This window comes from Paraliobacillus ryukyuensis, from assembly GCF_003315295.1.
GTDB lineage: Bacteria > Bacillota > Bacilli > Bacillales > Amphibacillaceae > Paraliobacillus > Paraliobacillus ryukyuensis.
Genome location: NZ_QNRI01000004.1, coordinates 121,049 through 140,826, shown reverse-complemented (window position 1 = coordinate 140,826; position 19,778 = coordinate 121,049). Strand labels below are relative to the sequence as shown.

General features: G+C 34.9%; 19 protein-coding genes and 2 tRNA genes. 4 read left to right on the top strand and 17 right to left on the bottom strand.

The window, feature by feature from the left end; translation table 11 throughout:
* Positions 1-432: 432 nt before the first annotated feature.
* Positions 433-1,698: a methyl-accepting chemotaxis protein gene (locus tag DES48_RS08300; RefSeq protein WP_113868381.1), complete on the bottom strand. Its 1,266-nt coding sequence runs from the start codon at positions 1,696-1,698 to the stop codon at positions 433-435.
* A 715-nt stretch (positions 1,699-2,413) separates the two neighbouring features.
* On the opposite strand from DES48_RS08300, the gene DES48_RS08295 reads away from it, so the two are divergent.
* Complete coding sequence (locus DES48_RS08295; protein WP_113868516.1) at positions 2,414-2,539, top strand: tyrosine-type recombinase/integrase; 126 nt, start codon at positions 2,414-2,416, stop codon at positions 2,537-2,539.
* 20 nt (positions 2,540-2,559) lie between these two features.
* Here the strand turns inward: DES48_RS08295 and DES48_RS08290 are convergent.
* From DES48_RS08290 to DES48_RS08235, 11 genes are all read right to left on the bottom strand, one after another.
* Positions 2,560-2,633, bottom strand: a tRNA-Arg gene (locus DES48_RS08290).
* A 1-nt stretch (position 2,634) separates the two neighbouring features.
* Positions 2,635-2,708 (bottom strand) — tRNA-Gly (locus DES48_RS08285).
* A gap of 296 nt (positions 2,709-3,004) precedes the next feature.
* Positions 3,005-3,523 carry a metallophosphoesterase gene (locus DES48_RS08280; RefSeq protein WP_113868379.1) on the bottom strand — a complete coding sequence of 173 codons (519 nt, stop codon included), beginning with the start codon at positions 3,521-3,523 and terminating at the stop codon, positions 3,005-3,007.
* A gap of 12 nt (positions 3,524-3,535) precedes the next feature.
* The gene (locus DES48_RS08275; RefSeq protein ID WP_079708333.1) at positions 3,536-4,129 is read right to left on the bottom strand and encodes an XTP/dITP diphosphatase; all 594 of its coding nucleotides are present in this window, start codon (positions 4,127-4,129) and stop codon (positions 3,536-3,538) included.
* 5 nt (positions 4,130-4,134) lie between these two features.
* Positions 4,135-4,884, bottom strand: a complete 750-nt coding sequence (gene rph / locus DES48_RS08270; RefSeq protein ID WP_113868377.1) for a ribonuclease PH — start codon at positions 4,882-4,884, stop codon at positions 4,135-4,137.
* Between the two features lie 153 nt (positions 4,885-5,037).
* Positions 5,038-6,147: a GerMN domain-containing protein gene (locus DES48_RS08265; protein WP_079708331.1), complete on the bottom strand. Its 1,110-nt coding sequence runs from the start codon at positions 6,145-6,147 to the stop codon at positions 5,038-5,040.
* A 615-nt stretch (positions 6,148-6,762) separates the two neighbouring features.
* Positions 6,763-7,569, bottom strand: coding sequence for a glutamate racemase (gene racE / locus DES48_RS08260; protein ID WP_113868375.1), 807 nt, complete (start codon positions 7,567-7,569; stop codon positions 6,763-6,765).
* Positions 7,570-7,587: 18 nt separating this feature from the next.
* On the bottom strand, positions 7,588-8,061 hold the full coding sequence (locus DES48_RS08255) for a MarR family winged helix-turn-helix transcriptional regulator (protein ID WP_079708329.1): 474 nt from the start codon (positions 8,059-8,061) through the stop codon (positions 7,588-7,590).
* Positions 8,062-8,284: 223 nt separating this feature from the next.
* Complete coding sequence (locus DES48_RS08250) at positions 8,285-9,028, bottom strand: hypothetical protein (RefSeq protein WP_113868373.1); 744 nt, start codon at positions 9,026-9,028, stop codon at positions 8,285-8,287.
* A 72-nt stretch (positions 9,029-9,100) separates the two neighbouring features.
* Positions 9,101-9,346: a diguanylate cyclase gene (locus DES48_RS16605; RefSeq protein ID WP_113868371.1), complete on the bottom strand. Its 246-nt coding sequence runs from the start codon at positions 9,344-9,346 to the stop codon at positions 9,101-9,103.
* 357 nt (positions 9,347-9,703) lie between these two features.
* Positions 9,704-9,928, bottom strand: a complete 225-nt coding sequence (locus tag DES48_RS08235) for a helix-turn-helix domain-containing protein (RefSeq protein WP_079708326.1) — start codon at positions 9,926-9,928, stop codon at positions 9,704-9,706.
* Positions 9,929-10,508: 580 nt separating this feature from the next.
* On the opposite strand from DES48_RS08235, the gene DES48_RS08230 reads away from it, so the two are divergent.
* Entirely contained in the window at positions 10,509-10,805 is a 297-nt protein-coding gene (locus DES48_RS08230) for a membrane lipoprotein lipid attachment site-containing protein (RefSeq protein ID WP_147232394.1), read from the top strand.
* A gap of 40 nt (positions 10,806-10,845) precedes the next feature.
* On the top strand, positions 10,846-11,040 hold the full coding sequence (locus tag DES48_RS08225; protein ID WP_147232393.1) for a hypothetical protein: 195 nt from the start codon (positions 10,846-10,848) through the stop codon (positions 11,038-11,040).
* Between the two features lie 304 nt (positions 11,041-11,344).
* On the opposite strand, the gene DES48_RS08220 is transcribed toward DES48_RS08225, so the two are convergent.
* Positions 11,345-14,011 carry a YhgE/Pip domain-containing protein gene (locus DES48_RS08220; RefSeq protein ID WP_113868365.1) on the bottom strand — a complete coding sequence of 889 codons (2,667 nt, stop codon included), beginning with the start codon at positions 14,009-14,011 and terminating at the stop codon, positions 11,345-11,347.
* A 179-nt stretch (positions 14,012-14,190) separates the two neighbouring features.
* On the opposite strand from DES48_RS08220, the gene DES48_RS08215 reads away from it, so the two are divergent.
* Complete coding sequence (locus DES48_RS08215) at positions 14,191-14,625, top strand: YslB family protein (RefSeq protein ID WP_079708323.1); 435 nt, start codon at positions 14,191-14,193, stop codon at positions 14,623-14,625.
* Between the two features lie 19 nt (positions 14,626-14,644).
* On the opposite strand, the gene uvrC is transcribed toward DES48_RS08215, so the two are convergent.
* The 4 genes from uvrC to DES48_RS08195 form a co-directional block, all read right to left on the bottom strand.
* Positions 14,645-16,432, bottom strand: coding sequence for an excinuclease ABC subunit UvrC (uvrC, locus tag DES48_RS08210; protein WP_113868363.1), 1,788 nt, complete (start codon positions 16,430-16,432; stop codon positions 14,645-14,647).
* 101 nt (positions 16,433-16,533) lie between these two features.
* Entirely contained in the window at positions 16,534-16,851 is a 318-nt protein-coding gene (gene trxA, locus DES48_RS08205) for a thioredoxin (RefSeq protein WP_079708321.1), read from the bottom strand.
* Between the two features lie 122 nt (positions 16,852-16,973).
* Positions 16,974-17,381, bottom strand: a complete 408-nt coding sequence (locus DES48_RS08200; protein WP_079708320.1) for a DUF350 domain-containing protein — start codon at positions 17,379-17,381, stop codon at positions 16,974-16,976.
* 37 nt (positions 17,382-17,418) lie between these two features.
* A complete protein-coding gene (locus DES48_RS08195) occupies positions 17,419-19,764 on the bottom strand; it encodes an endonuclease MutS2 (protein WP_113868361.1) in 2,346 nt (781 codons plus the stop codon).
* Positions 19,765-19,778 lie beyond the last annotated feature (14 nt).

Genomic DNA, 19,778 nt, shown 5'->3' with positions numbered 1-19,778 from the left:
CATCAACAACTAACTCACCAATAATATTAAAATTAATAATCGATCGCTGCCTTCACCTGTTGTTATTTTCGTGAAAAACGAACTTAAATCAAACCAAAATATAAATATTTTAGAGGGATACAGCGTCATACCAGAATCAATAAGAACGACACTATTCCAAAAATTGAAGTAAGTAAATGATACTTGGGTTCAAATGTATTAAACCTATTCTTTTGAGTAGGTTTTTGTTTTAAACAACATTTATTCCTTGATAATTAATTTTCAGCATTATTTAGTTATTTTCACGCGGTAAATAAACAAGCAAAAAATAACGAGAAAATTCTAGCTAAAAATCTTTAACCTAAAACTAATAATTTTTTGTCTTTTAAAGTAATTTTAGAATAAATAAAATGACATCCCTCGTGTCTGAAAAGAGTCTATACATTCATAAACTTACCTAATTTTTTTAAATGATTGATTTAACATTTGTACCTCTTCTTTTACTTTATTCATCTCATCTAAAGTACTTGAAACGGTATTATTTAATTCCACTAACTGTTCAGTTGTTTGTTCTGTGTTGTTAGTTACTTGTTCCATTGTGTCAGAAATTTCATTACTAGATTGTGTTAATGTTTTTGTATGCTCATTCATTTCTTCAATCCGATCAATATTTGAGATAATAGTCGATTTAATGTCAACAAACCGATTGTTAATAGCTAGAATATTATTAGATTCCTTATCTATGCTATAAGCACGATCTTCAGATTGTTTTGCGATTTCATCGACATTACTCAAGATATGCTCAACAGTTTCACTAATTCGCTCCGTCGCACGCACTGATCTCTCAGCTAATCCCCTAATTTCATCAGCTACTATAGAGAACCCTTTTCCATGTTCGCCTGCTCTTGCCGCTTCAATAGATGCATTGAGAGCCAAAAGATTAGTTTGTTCTGAAATATCGTTAATTAAAGTTACAACTTCATTGATCTTTCCTACTTCTTTTGACAATTCTAAAATATTATTTTTCGCATCTTGGGACTGTTGCGCAATATTAACCATCGTTTGAGATGAATCATTTATGTCTGCAACACCTTCTTCCGTATTGGAGCGCATGTTATGAAAAGAAGAGGTAATTTCATCAACGTCTTTTGCAATAGATTGAAATTGACCGTTCATGTTATCAACTACCGTACTTGTTTGTTCAAAAGCACTTAATTGTTCTTGCGAAGATGCAGTAATGGTTTCAAAATGGTGTTGCAAAGATGAAACATTGTCTGTCATTTGATTAATTTTATTTGAAATTGTACTTGATTTGCCTTCTACAAGATTTATTTGTTCTTGCTGGCTATCATGGTAACTACGAATATAGGTAAATAATTCATTTAAACGATTACCTAACATATCAAGCTCATTTTTTGACTTTGTTTCAATTTGCACGTTAGCTTCATTATTTTCAAAATCACGAATTTTACTTTCCATCGTTTTGATTGGCTTAATAACAAAGTATTGTAGAAAAACACCGATTATCGTGGTTGCCACAATTACATTCATAAAATTATTTAGCCAGATACCAATCATCCCTAAATTAATACCCGTCATATCAATTAAACGAAGAATAAAGTTTGTAATCGTTGAATTTACCAGCAAAACTACTATAAGTAAAATAATAATCCGAAATTGTATTTTATTCCAAAAAACTGTGTTATTCGATTTTTTCATAATTAACCCCCCTTTTTTTCATTTTTTTCCCGTCAAAAAAACCATTAAAACCTAATCTTTGCAGAAAGACATTTGAATGTTTCATGTTCAGAGTTATCTAGACACTGATATAGATACTCATCACAAGCCAGCGTCAAAATAGGATGGTTAAAAGAAGAAAATCGAAAGCACCCAATTATAAACTTCATTTGGCTGGAGCATTTACAAAAAAGGAATTTTATTTATGAAAAACTAATGTTTATCTTATTAATGGCACTTCACCAAAAGGTGTTCTTGGTCATTATTGCCCGATGAAAGTGAAGGAAAAATAAAAGATATTAAAAATGTTTACATGATAGTTTTTTGAAGATTTTTTAAAAAACGAAAGCATTTGGATGACCATGAGGGTACATTTTATCGTCAAGTAGTTTTAAAAATATATACAAAGCTATAAACTCTGTATTTAAAGTACATGCATAATACAATATAAATTTATTTTTGAAAGTATAACGAAACACCTACAAATCAACTCTTTAGTAATTTCATTAAAAAAAGAATAAAATTATATTTTGATTAAAAGTGTACATTTAAAGTATTACAAAAATGATGGGAGATAACTAACTCTTAGATATAAAAAAGATCTAACTTGTTTTGAACCCGTTCACTAAGTCAAGGGGTGATACGTTTTACTCCTAGTAATAAATACACAGGATAAAGCTAAAAAAGGTTTCATGATATAAAGCATACGTCAATTACTTTACTAGTTAATCAAGGAGTTCATACAAAAGTGTTCCAAGAGCAATTAGGACATTCCAAAGTCAGTACAACATGGATATATGAAAAAAAGCCTCACAACCATTGAGGCTGTAAGGCTTTCACTAGCGTCCCAGGAGAGATTCGAACTCCCGACCTACGGCTTAGAAGGCCGTTGCTCTATCCAGCTGAGCTACTGGGACATGGAGCGGGTGAAGGGAATCGAACCCTCGACATCAGCTTGGAAGGCTGAGGTTTTACCACTAAACTACACCCGCATTTCAAATAATTTAAAGTATTCTATTTTTTATTACGCACTTACATGTCCCTGCATCTTCTAGCTAACTCAAAGACGATAATGCTTCGGGACAACTTGTAGATTACTCGACGATGGTTTGCTCGTGGCTGAGGTTTTACCACTAAACTACACCCGCAATATTCATTAATAATATGTATTTCCTGCCACTCTTTCATAACAGACAAGATTTATTATATAAAGTATAGGACAATTTGTCAACATTTTTTAAAAATTTTATAGTAGAGAGGCAATTTTCTTTGTTGCCTCTCATCTATATTACTGCAACTTCGTCTGACAAGCCAAATCTTTTACTTCATATCCATTGATATCATAAAAATTAACGTAAAAAGAACCTTCTTCATCCCAAGATGCAATAGCATAAGTTTTTTCTTTACGTGCCCTAGGTAATCGTATACTACCAGGATTAATAATAATATGATCCACAACGCGCCATACTCCCGCAATATGAGAATGACCATGACAAATAATGTTTGCGCCTACCTCTTCTGCGCGATAAGAGATGGCCATTAATGATGTTTTTACTTGATGTAGATGTCCATGGGTGACAAAAAATTTCAGATTACCTACTTCAAAATCAAGTTCATTTGGATAGCGAAAATCAAAGTCACAATTTCCAGCTACTTTCTTAAACCCTTCCATCGGTTGTTCATCAAAATCTAATTCAGAATCGCCACAATGAATCATATAATCCACATCATCTTTATATCTTTCTTTAATTGTTTGTACTTCATCTGTCCAACCATGGCTATCACTCATAATTAATACGCGATGCATTTGATCAACTCCTTACTGCCCTTTTACCCAATTTTCTAGTTTGTCTAACGCATTTCCTCGATGACTAATATTATTTTTTTCTGAAGGTGAAAGCTCAGCCATGGTTTTAGTCATACCATTTGGTTGAAAAATCGGATCATAACCGAATCCATTTGTTCCAATTGGTTCACGTGTTATTGTTCCTTCACATATGCCACGTTTTGTAATGGTTTCTTTTCCTGGTCTTGCTACTGCTAATACACACACAAAACGTGCTGTTCGCTTCTCGTCCGGCGCTCGCTTCATTTCTGTTAATACTTTATGTAGATTGTTGTGATCGTTTTTATCTTCACCTGCATAACGCGCACTATATACACCCGGTCTTCCATCTAAAAAGTCGATCTCTAATCCAGAATCATCTGCTAGCACTGGCATAGCTAACTTTTTCGAAATGGTTTCCGCTTTTAGCGTTGCATTTTCTTCAAAAGTCATACCAGTCTCTTCAACGTCCTCAATTGGTTCTTCTAAGTCAAGTAACGAAATCACTTCGATACCATGCTTCTCAAATAATAGCTTAAAGTCTTTTGCTTTCCCTTTGTTTTTTGTTGCGATCAACCACTTTTTCATGTTTATTACGCTTCCTTTTCCTTCAAATATCCTGCCCATTTTCCTAAAGCTTCTTTTTGTTTTTGGAAAATTTCTTTTAGACCATGATCTGCAAGGCCAAGCATCGTTTGGAGTTGAGTTACAGAAAATGTAGCTTCTTCCCCTGTACCTTGAATTTCAACAAACTCACCATTTCCAGTCATTACAATGTTCATGTCTACTTTTGCTTGTGAATCTTCTTCATATTGGAGATCAAGTATTTCTGTATCATTTGGCATCACCCCTACAGAAGTAGCTGCTAAATAATCACGGATTGGCATTTCTTTTATTGCTTTTTTCTCAATAAGCGTACCAAAAGCTAATACAATAGCTACAAAAGCACCTGTAATAGACGCTGTTCTGGTTCCACCATCCGCTTGAACAACATCACAATCAACCCAAACGGTTCGTTCACCAATTTTATCTAAATCAACGACTGCTCGCAATGACCTTCCAATTAAACGTTGAATCTCCATTGTTCTTCCTGATACTTTTCCTTTGGAGGATTCGCGAATATTTCGTTGATCGGTGGCGCGTGGCAACATCGCATATTCAGCGGTAATCCATCCTTTTCCTTGTCCACGCATGAATGGAGGGACACGATCTTCAATACTTGCATTACAAATTACTTTTGTATCTCCAACTGTAATTAATACCGAACCCTCTGGATGTTTTGTATAATCAGTTTCAATTGTTATGTCACGTAGTTGATTTATTTCTCGATTATTTGGTCTCATATTCATTCATCCTTCCTTCTAATTCTTACTAATCTTAACATATTTTCACCTACTTAGAGAACTTCATGCGCAAAGAAAACATTTCATCAAAAATCACATATTTTCATCAACTAAAAATAAAAAGAGCTGAAATCACTCAGCTCCCTCACCGTTTTATAAACTCCCCGTTGGTACGAATGTGTCTCTTGTGACTGGCTCTGTATACGGTACACCATGTTCATTAAAGACTTGATCTACGCCCTCCACTTCAACAGATACCGCTTCGACTTCCTCTTTATTCGTTAAAGTTAACACTAAGGTTTCCATCACTTCATCTGAGATCGAAGCATTATTTTCATCATTTAAAATTTCTTTAGAGAACGAAACATGTAGCACACCATCTTCTACAGAAGGTTCTGCTTTGATCGATACGTTTGGATTAAATACATTTAATAAATCCATATCATAAGCAGGACCTTTTAAAAGTGCCTGGACCATAGACTGGTAATCGGTTTGCTTGTCCATCTCAACATATTGTGTAACAGGAACATAATACATTTGTTCATTTTGTTGAGTCGGATAGTAAAGCGTTACTGCTTTACTATCCATTAAATCTACTCCATCAGGGTGATAAATATTAATCCCATTTGCGCGAGAATAACCATTCTTTAATGGTGTGCCATTCACAGGCATCTCTGTCTGTTCTTTTCCATCAATCCAAAGTGTTACTCGTTCGACATTATCGAATTGAGTTAACGTGTATGTCATCGCTTCAATAATATTTTTTTCTTCTTCTGGCTGATACTCTTTAAATTCTTCAGAGACATCTACAATCAATGTTCCGTCTTCTTGAATATTCATCTGATTAATTTCCGTTCCTGCTGGTAGTACTGCTTCAAATCCATTTGGAAGCATCGAAGTAACAGGTCCATCTTTGATTAAATACTCTAGCACTTGTTGTGCAACTAAATCCGTCTTTGGAAGTTCAACTGTTTGTGGTACAATTAGTCCTTCTTCATTCAGTAAATACAATTCTCTAGGAACTGTTTCTGCTTGATCAGCAGTAACCTCAATACCCTCTTTATCTGACTCACTAGCCTTTTCCGTCTGTTTTGTAGCATCCGTTGCAATATCCGTTTCTGTGTTAGTGGATTGATCTTTTGGAACATCTATCTCTTCTAACGTTTGTTCACCTTGAAATAATCCACAGCCAGTTGTCAAAAAGAGAACAAACAACATAAGGAATCCCATATATACGCTTTTTTTCACCACGATCTTCTTCATGCTTTTTCCCTCCTACGATGGTTTGTACTATGATGTATACGAGCAGTATGATCAAAATAGACCAAGCAGTTATGTTTGATTGAAATAGACATGAAAAAACATGAAGAATATGAAGCATCCCACAGCGCTATTGGTGGTTTATGCTAGAATAAATATAAAGTTTGTAAAAAACATAATCAAATAAGAAACCAGAAATGTTGAAAGAACCTTTTTAAAACTGAAACGTCACTATATCAATACTTCAAAAGTTTAAGGAGAATCAAAAACAATAAAGGAGTTATTAAAATAGAAAGGCAACAAAGAGTTGTATATCGTGAAATGCAAAACCGCGTTCGTTATTATTATGGATATTTATTTTATTATTTGCCTATGTGGTATATCTTTATTCAACAAATAATAATGAATAATCCCATTGGCACTAAGTCAGCTCGTGATCTTTTTGTAATTATTCTTTGGTTCTTTATTGGCATTATTCTTCCAAAAAAATAATTTTTCTATGAAGCAGTCTTTATCTAATACGAATGATACACTTTTTACTTACAGCATTAAAGAACGCTTAAGTATTTTACTACCCAAGCGTCCTTTTTTGTATAGTTAGTGTTACTTTTATAGCCATTATGCTGTTGTTAAATAAGCCGTTTCTAATGTTGTAATCGGGATTTCTAACCACTGACTTGCAATATGAGCAAATACTTGCCATGAACCAGTGGTGTAAAATGCGTGTTCGGGAAGGCGTTCACCTTCGTAAAGTAACTCTTGATAACCTAAGATAGCACTTACTTCGCGCGCTGTTTCTTCTCCTGATGAGATAATAGTTACGTCATTTCCCATTACTGCTTGAATGGTATCTTTTAACAATGGGTAATGGGTGCATCCTAAAATTAGTGTGTCAATCAATTGCTTTTCTTTTAATGGTTGCAGTGTTTCTTTCACAACTTGATAAGCTTCGTCACCTTCAAGGACACCGTTTTCGACCATGGGAACAAATCGAGGACAAGCAAGATCATACACTTCTATATCAGAGTGAACGCTATGTAATGCTTCTGGATAAGCTTTACTTACGATTGTCCCTTCTGTTCCAATAACACCTATACGCATCTGTTGTGTAACTTTAATGGCAGCACGCGCACCTGGTTGAATGACCCCGATCACTGGAATATCCAACGTTTCCCTTAGCAAATCTAATGTGAAAGCTGTTGCCGTGTTACAAGCTATCACTAACAATTTTATATTCTTTTTTAATAAAAAGTTAACCATCTCCATGGTATATTGAATCACTTCTTCTTTTGGTCTTGGACCATATGGACATCTCAACGTGTCCCCTAAATAAATTAATTGTTCCTTTGGTAATTGACGCATTAGCTCAGTTGCTACTGTCAGACCACCAACACCTGAGTCAATGACCCCTATCGGCTGATCCACATAAATCCCCTCTTCTTCTCAATCTTTTGTCTGTTTAATCTGCTTTTCCTTATCTAGTTTCATCTGATTGTGTAGTAAATGTAAAATATCATGAAGTGTATCTATCCGATCGGTTGATACGTCTTCTAAAACAGCTTGTAAATAGGCTTGCCTTTTTACAATCACTTCGTTAATTATTTGTTTGCCTTTCTCTAACAAGTGTATTCGCACGACACGACGATCCTTGGTGTCTTTCTTTCGTTCTACTAAATGGTTTTTTTCCATACGATCCACTAAATCTGTCGTAGTGCTAAAAGCTAAGTTTATTTTATTCGATAATTCGCCGATTGTTAAGTCACCATCTTCTAACAACCACTGTAATGCAATAAACTGTGGTGTCGTAATCGGATAATTATTTAATATTTCGCGTCCTTTTTGTTTGATAATCCCAGAAATATAGCGTAGTTCTTTTTCGATCTCTGCTATTGTCGTTGCACTTCTGTTATCATTCACGAGTGCAAATCCCCCTTTAATAGTACATTCTTCATTATCATATCACTTTTTAGTCCAGATGGGTAATTTAGGAGATCATTACTTTGCTATTTTACTATACTCCTCCCTTTTTCTCACAGGAAAGCGTCCTCTACAACCAATCATACCAATCCACATAATTGTGTCGGTATAATTAATGAAGAGGACGCTAATACCTACTAATATGAACGGAGCGATAAGTTTATTAAAATTCATTTGCAATGTAGTTTAATATAGCTATTGGATTGCTTGTCTGTTCTTTAACAGCGTAAACAATATTTCCCTCCTGCCAACGAACGATCGTCTCGGCATTATCACTAAAACCATTAATTTTGATAACGCCTCGTTGCTCAGGGGCTGGTAAATAGATTTTTTCTAAACGATCAACTACCGATTTTGCCAATTCTTCTCCACTCTGATAATTGTCAATCGCATATTGTGGATCAGAAGGAAAATTCACTTGTATTAACCAATTCCCTTCATTCCAGGAAATGTAATGATGCCCAGTAGCTCCTTCAGAAAAACCTTTTATTCCATGACCGAGATCAAGATTAGTCTGTTTTATTTCTCGATAACTATCCATCTCATCAACTGCTGTTTGAGCATTTTTGAATTCTTGTTTATTAATTGAGACATTCATTCTCTCAGAATTGCTGGCTTTCGTTTGTTGATCATTCACTCTATCCGAATTCTCTGTTTCTTCTTCTACAGCATTATCTTCTTGGTTCAATTTATTTTCATTGTTATTTGCTGAGTGTTTATCTTGAGAATCACTGGGATCATCAGCTTCATCGTGTGAATCTGTCATACTATTGTCAGAAGTTTGTTGGTTGGGATTTGTTTGCGTATTCTGTCCTGTACCAGGTTCATCTATATCCGTTTGTTGACACCCACCAACTATTACTAAGGTTAATAGAGTAACTATAGCATAGACATAACGTTTTACCATTTAAACGCGCCTCCTTTGTTGTGGTTTTCCACCTACCAAAGAAACTAAACACCTCTTTATCTATGTTGCTATCTAATTGTTTTTTACAACCTTAACTTGATTTCTTCCGTTAGTCTTCACTCGATACAACCATTGATTAGCTATGCGATAAATATCATCTAGAAGCTGTATACCTCTGAAAAAAGTAGCTAACCCAATAGAAACCGTGATATTGTTCTTGTTCATTCTACTATCAATATAAAAGGGTTTTATCTCCGCTGTTTCACATACACGCTCAGCGATTTTTAACACTTCTGTTTTAGAACAATTAGATAGCATTAATTATCATAAATTCTTCTCCACCATTTCTTGATACGGCATCACTTGGTCGACATGTTTGTCGGAGTATTTCGGTAAAACGTGAGACTAATATTAATATCCCCTAATAAACGTCGGTATCCAATCACCTATAGATTGATCCTTATGAAGTTGTATCGAATTTTTAAATAGACATATGGTTTATATTATTACGATTATTTCATGGCAGAGAATCCCTCTAATGTTAATGAACTTACAAAAATGTTACATTCGTTAATATAGCTAAGAAAAAGATTAGGAGATTATTCAATAGTATCTACGTTTTTCTTACTTTAGAAAACGCAAAAACCGACTTCCCATAAAGAAAGTCGGTTTTTATTAGAGCTTTAATTCCCCCATACGAAGGAGCTCCACTACAGCCTGCGAACGCCCCTTTACACCAAGCTTTTGCATTGCGTTCGAAATATGATTTCGTACTGTTTTCTGGGATATAAACAATTCCTGGGCAATTTCTTTCGTCGTTTTATCTTGGACTAATAGTTCGAATACTTCTTTTTCACGTTTAGTCAATAATTGCTTCGGCTTGTAGTCACTATCTTTCAAGTTTTAACCCCTCCTTGCTGTTCTTAGTGTCGCATTTCGAAGGGTATTTATTTAGTCAAGGTATTTTATGTTCAAAAAATTCTTTCTGTGCTTGCTTTCCCGCTAATTTAGTTGAAATACACCAATGACCTATCAAGATTACCTACCTAGTTACTTTTCCATGTTGTCGCTTTATTTTTTAATCAATAATATACAAGTAAAAATAATAACTCTTCTCATAAAAATGAAATATCGAAAGGAAACCTAAAAGAAAATAATCTCCATAAATTCAACAAATTTGTGAATGCAACTTGATAATAGTCAAACAAAATTTATTTACAAAGAAAAAAATACATTTATGTTAAATTTAATTATATAATGTGAAAAAAGAGGAAATTAGATAATTATTATACGTTTACTATTTTTAAACGTGGGCTGCCTATTAACGCAAAGGCAGTAAGAAGTACAAATTGTATCAAAAAGAATACCATATAGTCTATGCGACCGGGAAGAATACTCCTACAGGTAAATCAAAAACTGGATACGCTTATAAACCAGCTGCCGGAAGTATCGATTGGGTAAAAAGATAGGAAAAAACCAAATGAAAAAATTTATTTGTTTTATTGTTCTTTTGATAATATTAACTGGTTGTAGCAATAATGAAAAATTAACTGGGAATCAGGCGCCAGATTTCGAATTCTCCGTTCTACATTCTGGGCAAGAAATTAACGAACCTACTCCTCTAGATAAGAAAGAATTGATTATTGAGCATATATATTGGAATGAAGAGCATGCTACTACTACAAATGATGACATATTGAATCTGCTACTGAACTTAGAAAATAGTAACATCCACACCTTATCATGTCGTGTTAGATCAATTTCTTATAAATTTTGATTTCTCAAAGGCGGAAAACAAGCCAAATTACTTCATCTGTTTGATGGAAAATGCAAAAGAAGAAGGTTTTTACTGGGAGGGTGAAATACCCGAGAATGGTGTTTTTAATTTTTCTCCGCCACAGACTGGTACTGGCATAACGAAAGCGAATGTAATCTTGCAGTGGAAACGTGATGAATCCACCGTTCTAGGAGAGCAATCCATTCGTTTTAAACTTAATGTAGCAGATAAATAAAAGCTAAGCAGAAGAAATATGCGAGACTCCTGCGAAAAAATAATCACAGTCCCCCGAGCCAGAGATCCACTTGGTAAAGTCATTTTCATTACAAAGTTAGCTGAGGCCGTTCCCATTGAAAGCGAGAGTATTCTCCTACGGTTCAGAAATGTGAAATTTTCACCGTATTCATCAAATAAAAGAGATGGTGGTTTAAAAACCCCCTCTACTAGATTTAACTGGAAACCTAAATAAAAATAAAAAGTAGAAGCTTTTGTTTTTAGCCAAAAGCTTCTACTTTTTAATATACTCAAATCGACATAACTTAGTGAATTAACCCACTCTTCTTAGCTTGCTCTGACACTTTTTTAATACGTGGATCGAGTGGTTTCTTCAACAGAATAGCAAATAAAATGGAACCAATCATAAAACCAAATAGGACAATGACATCTCGAATAACGATCTCTGGCACCATACCTCCAACCATTTCTCGTAGTAAACTAATCGCGTACGTAAACGGAAGGAATGGATTTATCATTCGGAAAAAGGTTGGTGCTACTTGAATAGGGAATGTTCCCCCAGCCCCTGATAATTGGAGTACTAATAAAATAATAGCTAAACCTTTTCCTACGTTTCCAAATACAGAAACTAACGTATACACAATGGACATGAAGGTTAGACTGATAAAGATAGCCGCTACGACAAACCAAACAGGTTCTTTTACATATGCACCTAATATAAACATATCACCTAATGTTACAATTAACGCTTGCACAAACCCGATCGAAACAAAGGTTAAACCTCTACCGAAATATACATGATGATGCTTATATAATCGTTCCGGGTCATGCACATCGACTGTTAGAAGTGAGATTAATAATAATGCCCCTACCCATAAACTTAATGTGGTATAAAAAGGTGAATTGGCTGATCCATAGTTTGGAATCGGAAAAACTTTATTTTCATCTAGCTTGATGGGATTAGCAAGAAAATCACTTTCTTGTTGAATATCATTTTTTAGTAATTCAATAATATCTCCCAAGTCATTTTCTGATTCAAAATTCCTTATTTTATCAGCAGTTTTTCTAACGGTGTCTTCTAGTCCTGGTAAATCATTTTGCACAACATCGGCTATTTTATGAACCGAATCCTCAAGTTCAGGTAGTTTATTATTAATAAAATCTGCTACTTTTTCTATTTCTGCTGCAGCTTCTGGTAGGTCATTTTCCACGAAATCAGCTGCTCGTTGTACTTGTGCTTTCACTTCAGGAAAACGATTTTGATAAAAATCAACCGCTTGGTTAATACCAGATTCAACATCATCCATTTTTTCTTTTATCGTTTCAGCAGTTTGATGAATGTCTTCTTCTAACTTCGGTAAATTTTCTTGTAATCTCTTCACTTGCTTCTCACCATAAGTTAGCGATTCTTTGGTATCTTTTAAGATTGTTTCTACCTTTGGAAGAGCCTCTTTTGCTTTTTCCAAATTATCACTTGCATTAGCGGCATCTTTTTTTAATGTGGCTAAACCTTCATTCATAATTGGTTCAATTGTCTCATCATAGGCCGTAACAAGATTATCCGCTTGTTTTACAGCTTGTTGAGAAACTGTTAGCAAATTATTTTTTTGTTCCTTTGAAATCGACGTAGGTTGTTTTGCAATAGCTGTTAACTGATCTCGTTCTGTTTCAAAGTTTTTTTGTAATTTTATCAGATTTTCTTTATATTCAGTTAATGCTTGATCTGATGACTGTTGATTGACTGTTTCAATCAATTGAACCGACTGATCAATACTAACAATACTTGCTTCTAAATCAACCAACAGTTTTCCAGACTGCTGTCTAATTGCTTGTTCATTAAGATCATTGTTATTTAACTCTGCAGCAAATTTATTTACATCATTGGCTGTCTGCTGATAAAGTAATAAATTCTGCTTTAATACAGGCGTTACCTTATCTAATGCGTCACTATTGGCTTCTAAGAAAGCTGATAATGCGTCAGCAAACGCGTTGGCGTTATCTGCTACTTTTTTTATTTCAGGTAACGCCTCTTGTGCTGCGTTAACCACTTTTTGTGCTTTTTGAATATCTTCTAAGGTGGTTGAAACAAGTTCTTCAATTTTTCCAAAGTTTTCGTCTACTTCAATAACTGCATTTGCTACCTTTTTAATTTCAGGCATTTTTTGTTGAAGCTTGGTAATATCCTCACCAGCTTGTTCTATCTTCGGCATCTTTTCATTTAACAGCACAACATTATCTGCTGCATCCATGATTTCAGGCATAGCAGCTTCTAATTCTAGAATTTTATCTGCTTTTTGATTAATTGTCGGAATTTTTTCTTCTAGAGCAACTGCTTTATTCCCTAATTCTTCAATATCAGGTAAATGATCTTCTAACGTAAATATCTTGTTTTCTATATTTCGAATAGTCGGTAGTTCTCTTTCTAGTTCGATACCTATTTCATTAAATTCTGTTAACACTGCTTTACTAACTTGCTCTATAAAATTCTCACTCGTTTGTGTTACTAACGAAGTGGCACCACTTGATGTCATTTTAGGTGCAATTGCATTAATCTTTTCATTAACACTGTATTCAATTGTTGGTCTAATTTGCTCATCGTCTAATAATGTACCAATTTTATCTGAAAAATCGGCTGGTATATAGATGCTAGCATAATAATCACCATGCCTGACACCTTTATCTGCTTCTTCTTTTGAAACAAATGTCCATCCTAATTTATCATTCTCTTTTAAATTTTTCTCTATTCGATCGCCGACATTAATTTCTTTTCCTCTTATTGTGGAACCTTCATCATCATTTGTAACAGCAATAGCAATGTCGCTCGTATTGGAATATGGATCCCAAGAAGCTTTTAAATTAAACCAAGCATACAATGAAGGAAGAATCATTAATGCAACAATCAAAAAAGCTGCGACTGGTGTTTTTATCACATTTAACCAATCATTTTTAAAAATCTGAAATATCCTTCGCATCTTTACACCTTCTAAAATAATATGTCTTTATTGTCACGCAAGTAATTGTAAAACTTTATTTAAGAATTGTCACGTTATTTTTTGACCTTTTTTGCTAGATATTAGTAGTGATCAATATTGCATTCCCTCTAAATTCAAGCCATAATAAGAGTAGTAGAAGTTAGGAAGGGGAAAATCTTGTGCATAGCAATTTACAAAAGATAGAAGAAATCACAGAAAACTTACAAACTAATGGATGCGGATATGATTTACTTCGTTATGTCTGTTTACCCGATTTACTAGGTAAAGATGCAACCACCATTTTGTATGTATTAGGAAAAAATATAGCTAGACAATTAACATGGGAAAACTATGATCAAGTAAAAGCATTCTTTTATAAAACTGGCTGGGGTGAATTAACAGAAGGCAAAGAAAAACGTGGCGAACATGAGTTTACGCTCACTGGTTCTGCAATTACCCAACGAATGAAACGAAACCTAGATACCGATTATCGCTTAGAAGCTGGTATACTAGCTGAAGCAATGCAACAAATAAAGGGAATTGATTGTGAATGTAGGGAAGAAATCAAACCTCGAAAAAATTGTGTTGAATTTAAAGTTATCTATATTAAGTAAACAAAAGAGAAAGGCCAGGCTATTCTGGTTCTTTCTCTTTTGTTAAATGCGTTAAGATCTCTTTTGCTGTAGGCTCTGGAATCCCCAACCGTTGCATTTCTTCAATAGATGCTTCCTTGATTTCTGTAATGGATTTAAAATGTGTTAGTAATAATTTTCTCCGCTTTTCACCGACACCTGGGATAGCATCCAATTCCGATTTAAATGCGCTTTTTCCTCTTAGTTGACGGTGAAACGTAATGGCAAAGCGATGCACTTCATCTTGAATGCGTTGTATCAGATAAAACTCTTGTGATTGACGATCTAAGGGTATGACTGTTGGTGGTACACCATAAAGCAGCTCGCTTGTTTTATGTTTATCATCTTTAGCTAAACCACATAATGGAATTTCTAAACCAAGTTCGTTTTCCAATACATCAGAAGCTGCGTTCATTTGCCCCTTACTACCATCAATTACAATTAAATCTGGTAATGGTAATCCTTCTTTTAGAACTCTGGTATAGCGACGTCTAACTACTTCACGCATCGTCTCATAGTCATCAGGGCCTTCCACATTCTTTATTTTATATTTTCGATACTCTTTCTTTAATGGTCGTCCATCCATGAATACCACCATAGCAGAAACAGGATCCGTTCCTTGAATATTAGAATTATCAAATGCTTCTATACGACGCGGTGTTTCAATATGCAGTCTTTCTCCTAATCCTTCTACTGCTTTGATTGTTCTAGCTTCATCACGTTCGATTAGAGAGAATTTTTCTTCTAAAGCAATTTCTGCATTTTTACCTGCTAGATCAATCAATTCTTTTTTTCGCCCACGATAAGGAATCGTAACGTCAACTTCTAGTAACTCACTTAATAGCTTATAATCGATTGGAGCAGGTACTAATATTTGTTTTGGTTTTAGATGATTTTGATGTAAATAGAATCGTCCAATAAAACTCATAAATGTTTCTTGTGCTTCATCATAAAATGGAAAGATTGATACGTCTCTTTCAATTAACTTACCTTGTCGGATAAAGAATACTTGCACACACATCCAACCTTTATCATAAGCATAATGAAATACATCGCGATTCACTTGATCGTTTAAGGTCATTTTTTGTTGTTCCATTACTGCTTCAATGTGTTGGATTTGATCTCTAAGTTCCATTGCTCGCTCAAAATTTAAGGATTCACTTGCTTCAAACATTTTTTGTTCGATTTGCTTTTTTATCTCTTTATGTCCACCGCTTAAAAAGGAAACAATTTGTTGCACAATCTCTTTGTATTCTTGTTCAGAAGGGGGCTGATCGGCACAGGCTAAACATTGACCCATATGATAATACAAACAATGTCTTCCTGGTGGATTATTGCATTTTTTTAACGGGTACATTCTATCGAGTAATTTTTTTGTTTCCCTTGCGGCTAATACGTTTGGATATGGACCAAAATATCTTCCTTTATCCTTTTTTACTTTACGTGTTATTAATAATTGCGGATGACGCTCATTAGTAATTTTTAGATATGGGTAACTTTTATCATCTTTTAATAAAACATTATATTTAGGATCGTATTTTTTTATTAAATTCATTTCTAAAATTAATGCTTCGATTTCTGATGATGTCACAATATATTCAAAATCCACAATTTCTTGAACTAAACGCTGAGTTTTCTGGTCATTCGCTCCAGTAAAATAAGAACGCACCCGATTTTTTAATAGTTTTGACTTCCCTACATAAATGATGGTGCCATGCTTATCTTTCATTAAATAACAACCTGGTTGTGCAGGAAGTACTGCTAATTTTTCTCTAATTTTATCTGCCATAGCTGACTCTCCACTAAACATAATTTAGTTTAATTGTATACTATAAAATAATCCCTTGCTACGATAAAGTAACAAGGGATGAATTGAATTTTGACTTCGTCTTAAGCAGCATGTTTGTTGATTAATTCAACAAGTGCTTCTTTTGGTTGATAACCAACTACTTGATCAACTACTTCTCCATCTTTAAATAGAAGAAGTGTTGGAATACTCATCACACCGAATTTTCCTGCAGTTTCTTGGTTATCATCAACATCTAATTTAACGATTTTAACTTTATCGCTCATTTCACCATTAATTTCTTCTAATACAGGTGCAATCATTTTACAAGGTCCGCACCAAGTTGCCCAAAAGTCTGCAAGTACTAGACCTTCACTTGTTTCATTGGTAAATGTTTGGTCAGTTGCTTTTACAATTGCCATATATTTCATCCTCCTTATTGCTTATCCAATTTACTTTAGTAAGTATATCATGCTGGGTATTCACTGGCTACTAGTTTGCTCACGTGTTACTTTTCCCAGAAAAAAACGGATTCATACCAATCTTATATAATGCTTGCACCAATAATATAGGATAAAGCGACGGATATGACCATAGCGATAAAACCTACAGCACGGTTATCTTTGCCGATTTCATGATCAATTTTATAAGATGGGGTTAGAAATTCAAAGATAAAATAACCTAGTAATAACAAGAAAAAACCAAAAGTTCCCCAACCAATGCTTTCTAAGATCGTGTCATTGTGCTGAACAGAAAAGCGAAACACATTAATAATTCCGAATATCTTTCCTCCAGTTGCCATTGCAACTGAGAAGTTTCCTTTTTGAATCTCTTCCCAATTTTTATAAGAAGTAACTAATTCAAAAACTGCTAGAAAAACAACCATACAAAGAATAACTACACTGTAACGAGCTGCTGATTCTATAAACGGATTTTCCCAAAAGACCGACATGATATACAATTTCCTCCTACCCTTCTTCTTTCACTGTCTATTTGAATTCCAGTATAGTAACGCCACTACCACCTTCGTTCATATCACCTGCTCGTTGATTGCTAATGTGTGAATGACGCTTAGCAAAATCTTGTACCGCTTTCCGAAGTGCTCCTGTCCCTTTTCCATGAATAATGGAGACACGTGGATATCCAGCTAAAAGCGCATCGTCAATATATTTTTCTAATTGATGGAGTGCATCTTCATATCGCTCTCCACGTAAATCCAGTTCTGTTTTTACATGATAATTGGATCCTTTAACAGTAGCCATTGGCCTTTCTACTGTTGGTTCTTTCGGTTTAATAAACTGTAAGTCTCTACGCTTGGCCTTAATTTTCATAATACCAACCTGTATCTGATATTCATGCTTACTAATTTTTTCAACTACACTTCCTTGTTGATTTAAGGTTAACACAAGTACTTCATCGCCAGGCTCTAATTCCCTATCAGATTCTCTAATAACCTTTTTCGGTTTTGTCTTCTTATTGGCAAGTTGAGGCTGCGCTTCATCAAATAGTTTTTTCGCTTCGATCCATTCATGTTCTTTTAACGATGCTTGATGTTTCATATCTTTAATGGTAGAAACAATTTCTTCTGCTTCTTCTCGAGCTTTTTGTACTGCTTTTTCTGCTTTTTCTTCTGCTTTTTGATATAACGATTCTTTTTTCTGATCAAACTCGTGCCACTGGTTATCTAAATCTTGTTTTAATTGCGCTGCTTGTTGCAAGATTTGCTCTGCTTTTTCATAATCTTGTTCTGCTTCGCGTCTAGCTTTTTCTAACGAAGCAATCATATTTTCCACACTAGTAGAATCAGTACCAATATGGCTTTTTGCTGTTTCAATCACTTGTTCATCTAGCCCCAGACGGCGTGAAATTTCAAAAGCATTACTTCGTCCTGGTACACCGATAAGAAGACGATAAGTGGGTTTTAACGTTTGTATATTAAATTCAACAGAAGCGTTGGTAACTCCTTCTCGATTATAGCCATAAGCTTTCAACTCAGGATAGTGTGTTGTCGCTATAATCCTTGCATGACGATTAACAACATTATCTAGAATAGCCATTGCTAACGCTGCTCCTTCTTGAGGATCAGTACCTGCACCTAATTCATCAAATAAGACGAGGGTTTTATCATCTACTTGGTGTAAAATGTCTACAATATTTGTCATATGAGAAGAGAATGTACTAAGACTTTGCTCTATCGATTGTTCATCTCCTATATCTGCAAATACATCTTGAAACACAGCCAATTCACAACCATCTAATGCTGGAATTTGCAAGCCTGATTGCGCCATTAAAGTACAGAGCCCAACCATTTTCAATGTTACGGTTTTTCCTCCAGTGTTTGGTCCAGTAATGACGATCGCATGAAAATCTTTTCCTAAAACAATATCGTTGGCAACTACTTCATCAGTAGGTAGCAACGGGTGTCTTGCTTGCTTCATTTCAATGATACCTTGGTCGTTCATTGCTGGTTTAGCAGCGCGCATCGCTTGTGCTAAATTTGCTCGCGCAAACATAAAATCTAATTTAGCTAACACATCTACATTATGAGCTAAGAAATCATGATCAGCTGCAATTCTAGTTGATAGTTCACGCAAAATTCTTTCGACCTCGGCTTTTTCTTGTACTTTTGCCTCTTGGAGCTGATTATTCAACTCTACCACCGCTTGTGGTTCCATAAATAACGTTTGTCCAGAGGCTGATTGATCATGCACAATACCACCGATAGCCCCTCGGTACTCTTGTTTTACTGGCAACACATAACGGTCATTCCGAATCGTAACAATAGCGTCGGACAGCATCTTACTCTTCGATTTCGTATAGTTATCTAAACGATCTCTTACTCTTGATTCATTCGTACGTATCTTGGAACGCAATGAACGTAGTTTCTCTGAAGCCGCATCCATCACATGACCATGATCATCGATACAGCTTTTAATCTCTGTTTCTAATTCATTTAACGAAGTGATTTGTTCGGTTAAACCTCGAATAAGCTGTAATTCAGGTTCTTCCATCGTATCAATGAATCGTTTGAATTGTTTTCCTCCATAAATTGTTCCGGCAATGTCTAAACATTCCTGCGCATTTAGTGATCCTCCAATGAGAGCACGTTTAATACTTGGTCGAATATCAACGATTCCACCAAAAGGTATATTTCCTTTCAAACGTACTACTTGAACTGCTTCATCCGTCTCTGCCTGTAACTGCAACACTTCGGAAAGATCAGTAGATGGCTTTAATTGACGCGCTTGATCTTTCCCTAACGAGGAAGCTGCATGATTTTCTAATTGTTCAATAATTTTATAGAATTCTAATACATGAAGAATTCGATCATTCATATAACGGCCCCCTT